Origin of the sequence: Gemmata algarum (genome assembly GCF_034097035.1) — a bacterium.
Lineage (GTDB): Bacteria > Planctomycetota > Planctomycetia > Gemmatales > Gemmataceae > Gemmata > Gemmata algarum.
In genome coordinates, this window is record NZ_JAXBLV010000190.1 from 1 (window position 1) to 13,992 (window position 13,992).

Below are 13,992 nucleotides of genomic sequence, written 5' to 3' on the forward strand. Positions count from 1 at the left end.
GTGCCGTTTCGACACCAACCACCCAATTCGTTAGCCGCAATCAAATCGCGTTCCGGCGTCGGCCCGGTGTCGAAGCGCGTCCGGTGCCATCAGCCGGTTGATGCACCAGATGTCACCGCCGATTGCCGGTCTTACCCACGGATCGCGTCCGAGAATTACCCGGACGGCCAACCGCTTTTTGCTGAACCGCCGACGCAACGGGGCTCCTGCCTCACATCTGGGTGTCGTGCTGGGGTGCCGACGGGACATTCGCTGGCGGGTGACTGGCCGCGGACTACCTGTTCGCTGGGCGGTTGCTACCCACGAATCCACCGCTTTGAACCCCGGATACGATGGCCGGACGAGCGGAGTAACGCCCCGGTTGTGCTCTTTTGGATCGATGCAACACATTGATGCGGAATGTCTTGCGGCGAATTTGATGTGCGCACGGGACTGCACCTCCCGGACGAGAACCGCGGTCCCGGCTGCCCTACAGGGCGTGCCTCGGACTTCGGGAAGTGCAGCATCTGAGAAAGGCGGTGGAACAATGCCCGATACGCAGAATGTCCGACCGACGGCGCCAACAAACGGGAGGGCGTTATCCCGCTCCGGCCTTAGCGCTTCTTCCACCACTTGCGTGCCGCGACCGCACCCAGACCGATCAGGCCGATCAGACCCGTTGACGGTTCGGGGGTGTGCTCCGGCGGGCCGATCGGCGGTTTATCGACCGGGACCGGCGGGCCGCTCGGCGGGTTGGGGATGGTGGGCTCGCGCGGCGTGTCCGGCGTGAGCAGCGATGTCGGGTTTAAGAGCGTCGGCTCACGCGGCACACGGCTCCCGGGCCAATCGTACCAGTAGAAGGCCTGAGCCGGTGCGCTTCCGGCGAGAAGTACAGCCAGCGCCCCCCACATGCGCCGGTCCCCGTATTTCGCTCGTGTTCTCGCCGTTGTCATGGTTTCGGCCCTCCTCCGCCGACTTACAAAACGGCCCATTCCAAATTGCCCGGTTGGTGTCAACCCGACCTCGGGGCCGTGACGAGTGGCGATCGAGGCAAGCCTGTGAGATTGGTGAAGCAGTGCCGGAAATTCTGTGCGCGACGATCCGAGAAAGTTTGTGGGTTGTGCGTCCCGCGAGCCGAATCAAGGGGGTGAACCGTGATCGAGGGCGGCGGGCATGAAGCGCTTCCGGGTTAAAGCGATCGGGCTGGGACTCGCACTGACCGCCGGGTCGGCACTCTCGGCCGACGGCGACTGGCGCCCCGTCGGCGCTCCTCCCGCGCCGCCTGCGCCCCGGACGGGCGAACCGGGCCTGCTCCCGGCCGCGCTGCGCGCACCGCCGGTAACGGACTCGGGGGTGATTTGGCTCCCGGTGCGGGGCTCGGCGCCTGCCGTTGTGCAGACCGCGGCGAAAGAGCCGCAGCCGACCTTCCGAGCCGCTCCCCCGGGAGCGGTCCCGCTTTCGCAACCCGCACCGCCGCCGTCTGAGTCTGCCGGGCCGCGTGGGGAGTCTCTCGGGCCGCTCCCGGCCATCCCGGAACTACCCAACCCGGGTAACGCTCCTGGCACGCCGGAACCCCCGATCTCGCGCCCGGATTTGCCTGTGGCAACGGAACCGGTGCGCGAGCTTCCCGCGGCGCAACCGGAGCCGGTGCGGCCGAAGTCCGATGACCCCGTGCGCCCGAAGTCGGCCGAACCGCCGATGATGAACCCGCCGCAACAGCCGGGGCTCTTTCCGGACTGGAAGGGTGTTAACCCGCTACCGACTCCGCGCCCGGTGCCGCAGGGGCAACCGCAGCCCGAGTTGGAGCCGGCGCCGGCGGAACTCATGTACCCGGCCGGCGCGTTCGACGCTCCGACGCAGAGGCGCGGGACGTTCGGTTCGCCGCCGGTGCGGCTGTCGCGGGACTACCCGCCGCTGCGCGAGGTGATCGGGAACTCGCGCGATCTCCGTGTTGCGGACGAACTGGACGCCGGACTGGCAAACCGGTTCTTCGCACGCGCCGAGTACCTTCAATGGTGGCTTCCGGGGTTCGCCACGCCGGTGCTCGCGACTACTAACGCCAACACCGCGCTGAACGGCTACCTCGGCGAACCCGGAACCACCGCGCTTGTTGGCCCGGGAGCGTTTCTTGACAGCACTCGGAGCGGGTTCCGGTTCCGGGCCGGGGCTTGGCTCGACGACGCGCAGTCGTGCGGCATCGACGCCGGATTCTTCTTTCTGGGTAACCGGTCGGGTAGCACGACCATCAGTCCGGATCGGTTCCCGCTCATCACGCGGCCGATTTACGCCCCGAACTTGGTGCCGGGGACGAACCAGCCTCTAGGCGAGAACGGTGAAGCGGTTGCGGTGCCCGACATTCTGCGCGGGGCGCTGACGGTCGAGGCCGACAGCCGGCTCTGGGGGGCCGACGTTAACGCCCGCTGGTGCTGGATTAAAGGTTGTGCGGCACGGTCGGAGGTGTTCGCGGGTTACCGGCACCTGAACCTGCGCGAGAGCTTGACCATTCGCGAGAACATCACCGTGATCGGCTCCGGTGGGACGCGGCTCCTGATCCCGGACCCGATCGGAACGCAGATCGTGGTTCAGGACCGGTTCGCCACGCGGAACCAGTTCCACGGCGGTCAGGTCGGGATGGCGTATGAGCGGCGCTGGGGCCGGTGGGACCTGGACGCACGCGCCTCGGTGGCGCTTGGTGCGACCCATCAAGAGCTGGAAATCAGCGGGTCTCAGGTGCGCCGGCAACCGGGCGGCGTGCCGGTCGTGTTCAACAACGGCGGGCTGCTCGCGGCCGGACCGAACCTGGGCCGGTTTGAACGCGATAAGTTCAGCGTGGCGCCAGAGTTTACGCTCAACATCGGGTACTGGGTGACGCCGAACTTTCGTGTGTTCGGCGGGTACAACTTCCTCTACTGGTCGAACGTGATCCGGCCCGGGGACCAGATCGACCACGTGGTCGATCTCACGTTCGTGCCGAACGGGTTGCCGGCGGGGTTCTCGGGTCAGTACCGACCGCGTCCGCTGTTCAAGCAGTCCGACCTCGCGATTAACGGTCTCCAGTTCGGGGTGGAACTGCGCTGGTAGTGGCTTGGAAGTCGTAAAGTTGGGGTTCCGCAAGTCGTCGAGTCGCAGACCTGATACCTCCGGTCTTCGACCCGGCGACTTTTCAATTTGACTTGTTTTCTGAGCCTTCTTCGCGTTACACCACTCTCATAAATCGGTATCCTGTTTGCACGAATACCGGCCGACGTTCGTGACACGCGCAAGTTTGCTCTCTTGCCGCGTTTGTCTTAAGCCCACGCGATTCGCACCGCTGCTTCTTGAGGTATCTCCCAATGACCGAACGAGTGCTGAAGGTGCTGCCCCTCGGCGTGTTCGGCTCGCTTATGGTGGCGCTGGCCGTCATCAATACCGCTCCGGCTCAGGAGCCGATCCCGCTGCGTCCGCCCGGCGCGCCACAACCCGATCCCGTTCCGTTACCGCTCCCGGCTCCGGGGCAACCCGCACAAGCGGGCCAGGGCGACGGGATGGAAGTGCTCGCCAAAGGGCCGGTTCACGAAGCGTTCGCGTCAACGGCCGAAGCCCCGACGGCGGCGCTGGTCGTGGCGAAGCAGCCGCCGGAACCGATCGAAGAGCTGCCGCCGGACCAGAAGCCCGAGGGCGACAACGTTCAGTGGATTCCGGGGTACTGGAGCTGGGACGAGGAGAACGGCCAGTTCATCTGGGTGAGCGGGTTCTGGCGCCAGCCCCCGCCGGGGCGCGTTTGGGTGCCGGGGGCGTGGCGCGACGCCAAGGGCGGGTGGCAGTATGTTCCCGGATTCTGGCAGGAGGTTGCGCCGGCGCAGCCGCAGCAGCCCGCGCAACCGCAGGTACAGCCGGAGATCGAGTACCTGCCGCAACCGCCGCAGTCGCTCGAAATCGGGCCGACCGTCGTCGCGCCGACCGCCACCAGCGTTTACGTGCCGGGGTCGTGGGTGTGGCGCAACCGTTACGTCTGGCGCCCGGGCGTGTGGGTCGAGCACCGGCGCGACTGGCTATGGGTGCCGGCTCGTTATCACTGGAGCCCGGCCGGCTACGTGTTCGTGGACGGCTACTGGGATTACCCGCTGGCGACCCGCGGCGTGCTGTTCGCCCCGGTCGTGTTCACGCGGCCGGTGTACGCGCGGCCGGCGTTCGTGTACACGCCCATGTACGTTGTGAGTGAGCCTTGTATGACCGGCGCGCTGTTCGTGCGTCGCGGCTACACGCACTACTACTTCGGCGACTACTTCGACGGGCGGTACGTTGACCGCGGGTACTCGGCGTGGTGCGGGGTTGCTACCCCGCGCGGCGGGTTCAGCATCGGGTTCGGCGTGGGCCGGAACTGGGGTTACGACCCGCTGTGGAGCTACTACTCGGTTCAGCACCGCAGCAGCCCGCGGTGGAACGCCGGCGTGGCCGACATTTACGCGGGCCGCTACCGCGGAGACGTGGTGCGCCCGCCGACCACGCTGGTGCAGCAGAACACGGTGATCAACAAGATCACGCAAACGAACATCAACAACGTGACGAACAACATCACGGTGGTGAACGGGGCGCCGACGGTCGGGAACCAGAACGTCGCGAACGTGGCTATGGTCGCGCCGCTGAAGGTCGCGCCCGACCTCCAGCGAACGAAGTTCCAGGCGGTGGCGGCCGAGCAGCGCCGCGAGGAGGCGGTCGCGGCGCGGCAGTTCCGTGATATGGCCGCGCAGCGCACGAAGCTCGAAACGGCCGTTGCGTCGAAGCCCCAACCGGTGGTTACGCCCGGGGCCGGCGGGGCCGCGCAACCGGCGGTTCGGCCGCAGTCGATCAAGCTCGACGTGCCGAAAGCCGCGGTCGCCCGGGCGCGTGTGGCGAGCGACGATAAGGCTCCGCCCCCCAACCCGCTCCGCGCGAACGGCAGCGGTACCCCCGGCGCGGGGACGCGGATCGATCCGAAACCGACCGCTGGTGGCGGGCCGGTGAACCCGGCGACGAACCCGCAGCCGCGGCCCCCGGTAAGCCCGAACCCCGTTGTCAATCCGGCGACGCCTCCGCAACCGAAGATTGAGCCGAAGCAACCGGCGGCTCCCACGGGACGGCCGCAACCGAAGGTCGATCCGGGCCAGCCGACGAACCCCGCAACCCGTCCGCAACCGGTGGTGCCGAAGGTCGAGCCGAAACCGGCGCCCGCGACGAATCCGGCACCACCGCGGGTCGAGCCGAAGCAATCGACCGAGCCGGTTATGCCCTCAAGGCCCAAGATCAACCCGACTCCGACGCCCGCGCCGGCGAACCCGCAGCCAAAGACGGAACCGAGACCGGCGGCACCCACACCAGTTAGCCCGGCGCCGAAAGTGAATCCGCCGACCACGCCGGCGCCGCGGACGAACCCACAACCGACGCCCTTACCCGCCGCTCCGACGCAACCGCGCCCGAGCCCGGTGCCACCGACTTCGAAACCGCCCGCGGTGCCTTCGGCCCCGCCGAGGGTGAATCCGCCGGCTTCAGTGCCCGCACCGGCGGCTCAACCGATGCCGAAGTCGCCTGCCGCGCCACCGGTCGCACAGCCAGCGCCGAGACCACCGGTTCAGCCGCTCCCACAGCCAGCCCCGGTCGCGCCGCCGGCATCGCGCCCCGTGACCGCTCAGCCGCCTCTCACGTCGCCCCGGCCGACTGTTGCGCCACCGGCAGCTCCGTCGCGTCCGACCGCGCCGCCGAGATCACAGCCGCCAGCCGGGAAGCCGGGCAAAAAGTCCGATGAGTAACTCATGACGAAGCGACAACATGCGGGAACGCTGGCAAGTGCTGGCGTTCCCGCACGTCGCTGTTAAAGCGATGGCTATTTCTTCTTCGGGGCACCTTCGATTGTCACGGTAAGCGGCGTCACCGCGAAGTTCGGGAGCGGGCGCGGCGCACTGTTGTTGCCTTTTGGGGTCGGTGCCCCGCTCTGACCGCGCAGCACGAGCGTATGTGTCCCCGGTGGCAGGTTCGCGGGTACATCGATGTTCAACTTGATTTCGGTACTATTGGGTTGCGCAGTACCGACTACCGGGAACGGTTGGTTCCCCTGCGGGCGCGGCCCGAATCCCGGGGTGGCAACGTAAATCGCGACCGGTTCCTTGAAGCTGGTGTCGCGCGTGATTTTCAGCGTGACATCGAACTTACCGCCGCCCTTCACCTTAAACGACGTTTCGGTTGGCGTAAGAACGAACGGCGCTGTTCCGCGGATCGCGAGGGCCAATCCGGGGCCGCGGTCCATGCGGGTCAGTACCGGGCTGTTCGGCGGCGGCTGGTTCGCCTGTTGTCCCTGTACGGGCCACGTCACACTGAAGGGCCGCGCCGTTTGCTTCAAACTGCCTGCGGTCCCGGTGATCGTGACGAATCCGTCGAAGTCCGCTGCGGGCTTCTCGCAGGTGAGCACCAGCACGCCGCGCGTTTGTCCCGGGCCGATGACCTGTTTCGGGCACTTTACTTCCCGGGGCAGTTGCTCGGCACCGAGTTCGATCGCGCCGTCGAAGCCATCGAACCGAAATGCGTACACCACGAGCGCGACCGCCCCGCCCGCGGTGAGTGTGGCGGCATCCGGGACGTGCGGTGTTAGTGGCATGATTGCCAGGCGGAAGTCCGGTTTCTCCTTTGCGATCCGCAGCACGTACTGGTCCCGCGGGCCGAACTGCACGGCCGCCTCGCGCGTGGACACCATCACCTTGTACGTGCCGTCCGCCGGCGCCGCAAACCGGTACCGGCCGGGGTCGTCGGACTTGGTGTAGAACTGGTTCGGGCTCAGCGTGTCCGCACCGTCGTCCTGTTCGACGATCACCTTGCCCTTTTCGTCCGTGAGGATGAAGTACGCATCGACGGGGGAGCCGATGCGCTCCGCGAACACTTCGAGCGTCCACACGTCGCCCTTCTTTGCGGCGAAACTGTACCAGTGCCGCTCGCCCTTTTTGGCGATGCGCCCGGCGATGTCACACGGCACCTTGACCAACTGTGCTTCGGCCGCAGTGAGGTTCGTACCGGCGTCAGTTACGATCGGGTTCGCTGTCACCAGTTGTGGCGTCCCCTCACGCGCAGGCGGCTCGAACAGATCGACCATCGCGGCCGAAGGGGCGAGGGGCCACGACGCCAAACCGGCGCCTTCTTCGGCGACCGGCGGGAAGGTCGCGGGCGCCCGCGGTGCGGTCGTGATCGTGAGCCGGTAGAAGTGGTCCGGGCCGCCGGTCGTGTACGCGAACTGGGACACGCGCACGGTGTAGTCGCCGTCCTTCGGAGCTTTGAAGTCGAGCGCCGCGTCGCCGCCCCTGTAGTTGCGGTTCGAGGCGAGTTGCCGGCCCTCGGCGTCGCTCACCATCAGGCCCGCTTGCATCCGGCTGTCGATGCTGGTTGTGAGGCAGTACACCGCGACGTTTTGACCGGCCTTCGCCTTGAACGTGACGAAGTCCACGTCCGTCGGCGCCGACACGACGCCGTTGACCGTCGTGTCGAGTTCGACTTTTTGAGCCTGCGGTACGTCGTTGTTGGGTTCGACCTCGTTCACCTCCGTGTCGCTGCCGACGGCGAACGCACGCGGGTTGCTCAGGCCGCTCTTGCTCACCACACGGACATCGCACGTCCCACCGAATCCCTTCGGCGCGGTGACTTTGAACTTCACGCTCGCGGCGGGTGCGCCCTTCGGCGCCTTGGGATCGGTAGTCGCTACGCCGACGCGCTCAGCGGTAAAGCCCTTCGCGCTGAACAGCAGCTTTTCGTCGCTGTCGAAACCGACGCCCGCGAAAGTCACTTCCGTGGTGCTGCCGGCTTTTGCCCCGGGTGGGAAAATGGTGAGCAATTGTGGACCAGATTGGGCGCTCGCCGGCACCGCAGTGAACAGTAGAGCGAGCGTGGCAACGAGGCGGCGCGCGAACATGGGGCAGCTCCTAACGGGTGCATTTGCAGCGTACCCCCTTCAGGGGATGCAAACAAGTTTGTGCCCCGCGCCGCGAGCGCGGCTAAACTACTTCGAGCTTTTCTCTCGGAGGCGATTTCATGCGTGCGCGTGTGATGGTTCTTGTTCTCGCGTTGGCCGGGTGCGTGCCGGCGCCGCGCGGGTCGGACGTGCCGATGGCGACCGACGCGCCGAACCAGGTGGTGCTCAAAGTGCCCGACATGACGTGAGCGACGTGCCCGCAAGCCGTCAAAGAGCGGCTCGCGACTCTACCGTGGGTAGAGCCCGACACGATCACGACCAATGGCAAGACGCGGCAGGCGAAGTTCACCTTGAAGAGCGGTGCGAAGTTCGACCTCGAAGAGGTGACGCAGGTGCTCGGGCCGCGCTACTCCGGCGACCTCACAGTGCTGACCGCTCCGGCGGAAAAGTGAACCGGCCCGCGGTGCGGTGTGCCGACGGCGTCGGCGCCGGTTCGGCGCGATCGGCACCTGTTGGGGCTCCCGGCTGAAGCCGGGAGCGGCTCTGAGAAAAGTGCCGCAATTGCGGGATAACTGTTGCCAGGGTCCTTGATCGGTTTGCTACAATTTGGTGCCTCTCGGTTCCCACTGCGCGAGCAAGCTCTGACCGTCGGAACATTCATGCCGCCCGACGACACCGATCGCTTTTCCGAACCGCCCCCGCTCGGGGACTGGGGCAGTGCTTCCGGTTCCGAAGTTGAACGCGATCCGGCTACCAATAACGGGGCGGATGCGGTGCCGATCGTTCATCCGGTACGGCGACTGCTGTGCCGCCGGTGCGGCGAGACCGCCGAGCCGGTCGCCGGACAGTGCCCGTGGTGCGGCAACTATGCCGAGGCTATTACCCGACCACACAACCGACGCCGCCCGGCTCGCGCTCGACCCGTTCGCGCGTCCTTCGAGGAGGATGCTTACGAAGACCGGCGCCCGGTCCGACCCGAGTACGCGATCCCGGTACGGCGCCCCTACCTGATCCCGCCGCTGGTGGTGGTGGCGGTGGCGTACTTCGGGCTGCTCGCATCGCTGGTCGGGTGCGCGGTGATCGTGGCGATCGGTGGAATGACCGAGGGTGACGACCTGCTCGCCGGCCAAGCGTTCGCTGAGGTCGTGACCACGGGCTTGACGCTGCTCGCTCTGGGGCTCGCTTGGAAGGCGTCGCGGCAAAAGGTGCCGGAGGGCACGACCGCGCTTACCTGGGCCGCATCGTTCCCCCTACTCTGCATTCTGTTGGTCCTGAACCTCGCGTTCTTCACGCTCCTGCGCGAGTTGCTCAAACCGCTCGGTGCGCCCGAACCGGAGCGGATGAAGCTGACCCTCATTACGGTACTGCTAATTTGTGTGCAGCCGGGAATTGTAGAGGAGCTGTTCTTCCGTCAAATGACGCTCGGCGTGCTGCGGAGGTCGTTGAACGTTCACTTGGCGATCTGGCTCACCGCCGTGGCGTTCGCCGGCGCGCACCTCGGGAACATCCTCGGAATGCCGTACCTGTTCCTGGTTGGCGGGTTTTTTGGATACGCCCGCGTGTACGGCGGACTGCCGCTGGCCGTACTCCTGCACTTCTTGCACAACCTTGCGGTCGTCGCCTACGACGCGTACCGACCGTTCGGTTGAGAAGCCGGAACTGAGCCGCCCCGCCAGCCGGCGCGGGCGGACACCGAGTTCGGAGACGGAAGGGTATTCCGTCTCCGAACTCGGTGTCCGCTCGCGTCGAGTTGCGGATAAGATTGCTTTTCGCCTTTCTGCTACAATCCTGGCATGTCTGCTCCAAACACAAAGCCCGAGCTTTTGGCCCCCGCGGGTGACTGGGACGCGATGCGCGCCGCGGTCGCGAACGGGGCCGACGCGGTCTACTTCGGGCTGTCCAACTTTAACGCGCGCGCACGCGCTGCCAACTTCGCACCGGACGAACTGTCCGACGTGATGCGGTTCCTCCACGGGCGGAACGTGAGGGGGTTCGTGACCCTCAATACGCTCATTTTCTCGGACGAACTCGAAGCGGTCGCGGAATTCGTGAAGCGCATCGCCGGGGCCGGGGTTGACGCGGTCATCGTGCAGGATCTGGGGCTGGTGCGACTCATCAAGCGGCTCGCCCCGACGCTGCCGGTCCACGGCAGCACGCAGATGACGCTGACGGAGCCGCGCGGCATCGCGTTCGTCACGCAACTCGGTGTCGAGCGGGTCGTGCTCGCGCGCGAACTGTCCCTGGCGGACATCCAGAAGGTGACCGCGAACACCGCCACCCCGGTCGAGGTGTTCGTTCACGGCGCGCTGTGCGTGGCGTACAGCGGGCAGTGCCTGACGAGCGAGGCGCTGGGCGGGCGCAGCGCGAACCGCGGGCAGTGCGCGCAGGCGTGTCGGCTCCCTTACGAGATGATCGTCGACGGGCAGGCGCGCGACCTCGGCGACCGCGCGTACCTGCTCAGCCCTCAAGACTTGGCCGCGTTCGACCTCATCGGCGATTTGGTGGACGCCGGGGTGATCTCGTTCAAGATCGAGGGCCGACTGAAGGGCGGTCCGTATGTCGCCGCGACCACGCAAACGTATCGCAAGGCGCTCGACACGAAGCTCGCGGATCGCGCATTCACGCTGCCGCGGCGCGAGCAACTGGACCTGGCGCAAACGTTCAGCCGCGGGCTAACGCCGGGGTTCTTGGAAGGCGTGAACCACCAGATGCTCGTTCGCGGGCGGTTCCCCAAGAGCCGCGGGGTGCGCCTCGGGCGCGTGTCCGGGTTCGTGCGCGGGGGCGCGCGGGTGGAACTGGTCGAGGCGTTCGACGACCTCGTGAAGCCCGGAGACGGTGTCCTGTTCGACTTGGGGCGACCGGACACGCAAGAGCCGGGCGGTCGGGTGTGGAGCGTCCGTCGTGCGGCGCCTGGGCAGGTGGAACTGTATTTCGCCGACGGCGCGGTCGATCTCGCGTCGATAGCGGTCGGGTGTGACGTGTACAAGACGGACGACCCCGCGCTGCGCAAGCGACTGGAGCAAAGCTACTCGCAAGACAAGCCGGCGCGCCGGGTGCCGGTTCGAGCGCGCCTGGAGGGTGCGATTGGTGGCACTCTCACGTTGACCTTGACCGATGGTGCGAGCGAATCCTCTGCGGCGTGGGCTGGGCCGCTCGAATTGGCTCGCAAGCAGCCGACTTCGGCCGGAGAGGTGCGAGAGCAACTGTCGCGGCTCGGGGATACGCCGTTTGAACTGGACGAAGTGTCGCTCGACCTGCCCGCGGGCGTGATGCTGCCGCGGAGCGTGCTGAACGACTTGCGCCGACAAGGCGCGACCGCACTCGCCGAAGCGCGGAGCGTCGGGCGTAAGCACGCGATCAACAACCCCAACGCGCTGGCGGAACTGCGACGGGAGTTCTCGCTCCTGCCGAGCAGCAGCGCGCGAGCGGATGATCGTGAGGGCAACGCTTCGCTCACCGTTCTCGTGCGCAATTTGGATCAACTCGACGCCGTACTCGCGTGGGCTCCGCCGGACGGCCTTTCCAAACTTGCTGCGGTGTACTGCGACTTCGAGGACCTGCGCCGGTACAAGGACGCGGTCCCGCGGGCTCGTGCCGCGGGCGTGCCGGTCGGGTTGGCGCCGGTGCGGGTGTGGAAGCCAGGAGAAGACGGGTTTCAGTCGCTTGTGGCGCGGGCCGAGCCTGACATCGTGCTGGTGCGCAACCTCGCATCGATTAGCTATTTCCGTGAGCAATTGCCGCACGCGCGGCTGATCGGTGATTTCAGCCTCAACGTCGCGAACGAACTGACGGCGAGTGTGCTTCTGGAAGCGGGTCTGGAACAGTTGGTGCCGAGTTACGATCTGAACTGGGACCAACTCGTGTCAATGGTGCGGCGGTCGCGGCCGGAGTGGTTCGAACCGGTGATTCACCAACACATGCCCATGTTCCACATGGAGCACTGTGTGTTCGCGGCGTTCCTGAGCACCGGTAAGGATCACCGCGATTGTGGGCGCCCGTGCGAGACGCATAAGGTCGAGTTGCGAGACCGAGTCGGCGCTCCGTTCCCGGTGCTGCCGGACACGGGCTGCCGAAACACGGTATTCAACAGCGCCGCGCAGAGCGCCGCCGAGTACGTGAGCCGGATGCGCGAGCTGGGGTTAGCACGGTTCCGCCTGGACCTGCTGCGTGAGGCGCCGGCGCAGGTGGGGCCGCTGCTCACGCGATACGCGCGTGTCGTTGTGGGCGTAGACGACGGGCGCGAGACGTGGCGCCAACTCCGGGCGCTGAACCAGTTAGGAGTAACGAGGGGAACGCTGAACTTGCTGTGAGGCGAGCCGGAGGGCGACCCATGACCGAGGCGGAATGGCTCGCGTGCGAAGACGCGGTGCCGATGCTGATATTTTTGAAGAAAAAGGTCAGCGCCCGCAAAATGCGGTTGTTTGTTCTCGCGTGCGTTAACACGGTTGAGGCCGTTCGCTCGCTGCAAGTTCTGTCAGGAATGCTCGATGCGTTAGTCTCTTTTTAAGTTCAGCGTAGCGCTGAAGTTTGGAATCGATTATAGGGGGGTATCCGACCGGGGGATGCCATGAACGCGCTGTCGATGGACTTGCGGAAGCGGGTGCTTGAGGACTGTGATGCGGGGATGGGAACCACAGCCGTCGCGGAGAGGTACAAGGTGAGCGCGTCGTGGGTACGCCGTCTCAAGCAGCGGCGTCGGGAGGACGGGCGCATCGAGCCCGGGTCGTGCCGCAACAACCGGGTGCCCCAACTCGACACCCCGGCCGAGCGGATCCGCGAGGTCATCGCTGCAACGCCCGACATGACCCTCGAAGAGCTCAAGGTGAAGTTGGGCGTTGCGGTCGCCCTCGGGACCCTGTGGCGAGCCGTCGCCAAGCTCGGCCTGACGGTGAAAAAAAAGTCCCGCGGGCGTCCGAGCAGGACCGTCCGGACGTGAAGCAGAAGCGGGCCGATTGGGAGGCCACCCAACCGGCATTGGACCCGGACAAGGTGGTGTTCATCGACGAGACGTGGGCCAGCACGAACATGACCCGGCGTTATGGCCGGAGCCCCAGAGGGGAGCGGCTGGTGTGCCCGGTTCCGCACGGGCACTGGAAAACGACGACGTTTGTGGCGGCCCTACGGGCCGATGGGCTGACGGCCCCGATGGTGATCGATGGGGCCATGACCGGGGACCTGTTCGTGGCCTACGTGAAGCAGATCTTGGTGACCACGCTCCGGCCCGGTGATGTGGTGGTGATGGACAACCTGATCGGCCACAAGCGGGTCGCGGCCAAGCAGGCGATTGAGGCCGCGGGCGGCCAGGTACTGTACCTGCCGCCGTACAGCCCCGACCTGAACCCCATCGAGTTGGCGTTCTCCAAACTCAAGGGGTTGCTCCGAGCCGCCGGGAAGCGAACCATCGACGGCCTATGGGACTTCTTGGGAAAAGCGGTGGATGCGTTCACACCCGACGAGTGCCGACGGTACATCCGGCACTGCGGATACGGAATCAATACCGCTACACTGAACTTAAAAAGAGACTAGACGCTTTCTTGGATAGGAGACGTTCATTCGAGCAAGTGCGACAACGCCGCAATAGTTTGTCTCGGTTTCAGCACCGTCTGGGCGAACCCGAACTCGACCCACAAGTGAGCGATGCTTGTCGCCTCCTCCGTTGGGCGGCAACGGAAGACAACACCATTGAATGTCTCGTTGATCTGCCCCAAACCTCGCTGACGACGCCCGCTTTGCTCCGCTGTGTGATGAACCCCTTCCGCCCCGCCACCTTACCCCCGCAGTGGCGCACCGACACGGTTCGCGCCCTCGCGGCGCAGGTGTACGAGTCCCGCGGCTTCTCCGCGATGCCGATTCTGGCCGACGCGCTCCAAGACGCCGGGTGCGACTCCGACGACATCCTGAACCACTGCCGCGGACCCGGACCACACGTCCGCGGCTGCTGGGTCGTGGATTTGGTGCTGGGAAAAGGATGAGCACCGATCGGCCGGCTATAGTCAGCGCGACGGGCGAAGAGGGGCCACCACGATAAATGTTCTTCCGGTGTTGGTGCAGGTGGAATCTCTGACTCAAAATCGCGGGCGGGTAGCGGCGCCAAATTGTGTACCGGC

10 protein-coding genes are annotated in these 13,992 nt (G+C 66.2%); 8 read left to right on the top strand and 2 right to left on the bottom strand.

Features of this window, described 5'->3' with window-relative positions; translation table 11 throughout:
* Nucleotides 1–593 precede the first annotated feature (593 nt).
* On the bottom strand, nt 594–932 hold the full coding sequence (locus R5W23_RS19195) for a PEP-CTERM sorting domain-containing protein (RefSeq protein ID WP_010051472.1): 339 nt from the start codon (nt 930–932) through the stop codon (nt 594–596).
* A gap of 220 nt (nt 933–1,152) precedes the next feature.
* On the opposite strand from R5W23_RS19195, the gene R5W23_RS19200 reads away from it, so the two are divergent.
* Both R5W23_RS19200 and R5W23_RS19205 read left to right on the top strand, forming a co-directional pair.
* Nucleotides 1,153–3,060, top strand: coding sequence for a BBP7 family outer membrane beta-barrel protein (locus R5W23_RS19200; protein WP_320687678.1), 1,908 nt, complete (start codon nt 1,153–1,155; stop codon nt 3,058–3,060).
* A 251-nt stretch (nt 3,061–3,311) separates the two neighbouring features.
* Complete coding sequence (locus R5W23_RS19205) at nt 3,312–5,744, top strand: hypothetical protein (protein WP_320687679.1); 2,433 nt, start codon at nt 3,312–3,314, stop codon at nt 5,742–5,744.
* A 74-nt stretch (nt 5,745–5,818) separates the two neighbouring features.
* Here the strand turns inward: R5W23_RS19205 and R5W23_RS19210 are convergent, their stop codons facing one another.
* Complete coding sequence (locus R5W23_RS19210) at nt 5,819–7,885, bottom strand: PPC domain-containing protein (RefSeq protein ID WP_320687680.1); 2,067 nt, start codon at nt 7,883–7,885, stop codon at nt 5,819–5,821.
* A gap of 119 nt (nt 7,886–8,004) precedes the next feature.
* Here R5W23_RS19210 and R5W23_RS19215 point away from each other — a divergent pair, with 119 nt between their 5' ends.
* The 6 genes from R5W23_RS19215 (at nt 8,005) to R5W23_RS19240 (ending at nt 13,857) form a co-directional block, all read left to right on the top strand.
* Entirely contained in the window at nt 8,005–8,133 is a 129-nt protein-coding gene (locus tag R5W23_RS19215) for a hypothetical protein (RefSeq protein WP_320687681.1), read from the top strand.
* A 525-nt stretch (nt 8,134–8,658) separates the two neighbouring features.
* Nucleotides 8,659–9,534 (top strand): CPBP family intramembrane glutamic endopeptidase, encoded by an 876-nt coding sequence (locus R5W23_RS19220; protein ID WP_320687682.1) that lies wholly within the window; start codon nt 8,659–8,661, stop codon nt 9,532–9,534.
* A gap of 144 nt (nt 9,535–9,678) precedes the next feature.
* A complete protein-coding gene (locus R5W23_RS19225) occupies nt 9,679–12,195 on the top strand; it encodes a U32 family peptidase (protein ID WP_320687683.1) in 2,517 nt (838 codons plus the stop codon).
* 20 nt (nt 12,196–12,215) lie between these two features.
* Nucleotides 12,216–12,392, top strand: a complete 177-nt coding sequence (locus R5W23_RS19230) for a hypothetical protein (protein ID WP_320687684.1) — start codon at nt 12,216–12,218, stop codon at nt 12,390–12,392.
* A gap of 60 nt (nt 12,393–12,452) precedes the next feature.
* Nucleotides 12,453–13,411, top strand: a protein-coding gene (locus tag R5W23_RS19235; RefSeq protein WP_320687685.1) for an IS630 family transposase whose coding sequence is annotated in 2 segments (ribosomal slippage) — nt 12,453–12,789 and nt 12,789–13,411 — 960 coding nt in all. Because the reading frame shifts where the segments join, the coding sequence is not laid out codon by codon here.
* Between the two features lie 218 nt (nt 13,412–13,629).
* The gene (locus tag R5W23_RS19240; RefSeq protein ID WP_320687686.1) at nt 13,630–13,857 is read left to right on the top strand and encodes a hypothetical protein; all 228 of its coding nucleotides are present in this window, start codon (nt 13,630–13,632) and stop codon (nt 13,855–13,857) included.
* Nucleotides 13,858–13,992 lie beyond the last annotated feature (135 nt).